The organism is Paraburkholderia sp. BR14320 (assembly GCF_040948665.1).
GTDB classification, from domain to species: Bacteria; Pseudomonadota; Gammaproteobacteria; order Burkholderiales; family Burkholderiaceae; genus Paraburkholderia; species Paraburkholderia youngii.
Map to the genome: position 1 here is coordinate 1 of NZ_JBFPKG010000231.1, position 693 is coordinate 693.

The following is a 693-nucleotide window of genomic DNA, read 5'->3' on the forward strand; positions in this document are numbered from 1 at the left end:
TTGATCTGACGGACCTTGATCGGCGTCTCGCGATCGGCATTCACCGCATCCAGTGCGGCCAGATTGGAGCCGCTTTTGTCGATGGTCACGGTCTCTGGCGTACCATTATGGGCGATCGCCTTTTCAAGGAACCGCCGGGCAGCGACCTTGTCCCGCCGGGCCCTGAGCAGGAATTCGACCGTGTCGCCCGCCTTGTCCACTGCCCGGTAAAGATATTTCCACTCGCCTTTGATCTTGATATAGCTCTCGTCCATTCGCCAACTTTTCCCAACCGGACGCTTGTCGCCTTTCGAAGAGCGGCAGCAGCTTGATGACCCTGCGGTACACCGTCGAATGATCCACCGCGATACCACGCTCGCCATCATTTCCGCAAGATTGCGCAAACTCAGCGAATAGGCCACGTACCATCGCACGCACAGCAAAATCACTTCAAGCGGGTAGTGAAGGCGCTTCAGGACCCTGGCCAGGCCCGGCGCGAGTGTGGTTCGCGGTGTCTTCGTCTTCTTCATCGCACAGCTCAAAAATTCGCTACCCAATTTTAACGTGGGCCTTACTGCAACAGAACCACCTGAAGGCGCTGTTCATCAACGACACGCCCTACCAGCAGGGCGTGTCGGGCCAGTCCCAGACTTACAGCGATGCGTACCTCGAACTGATTTTCACGTTCTACCGCCTGTTCAACTGGGGCATGCG

1 protein-coding gene is annotated in these 693 nt (G+C 57.3%); it reads right to left on the reverse strand.

The annotated features are described in order from the left end of the window. On the reverse strand, positions 1 to 509 hold a 509-nt coding region (locus AB3X89_RS40070), incomplete at its 3' end, for an IS6 family transposase (RefSeq protein WP_368588037.1). Between the last annotated feature and the right edge of the window lie 184 nt (positions 510 to 693).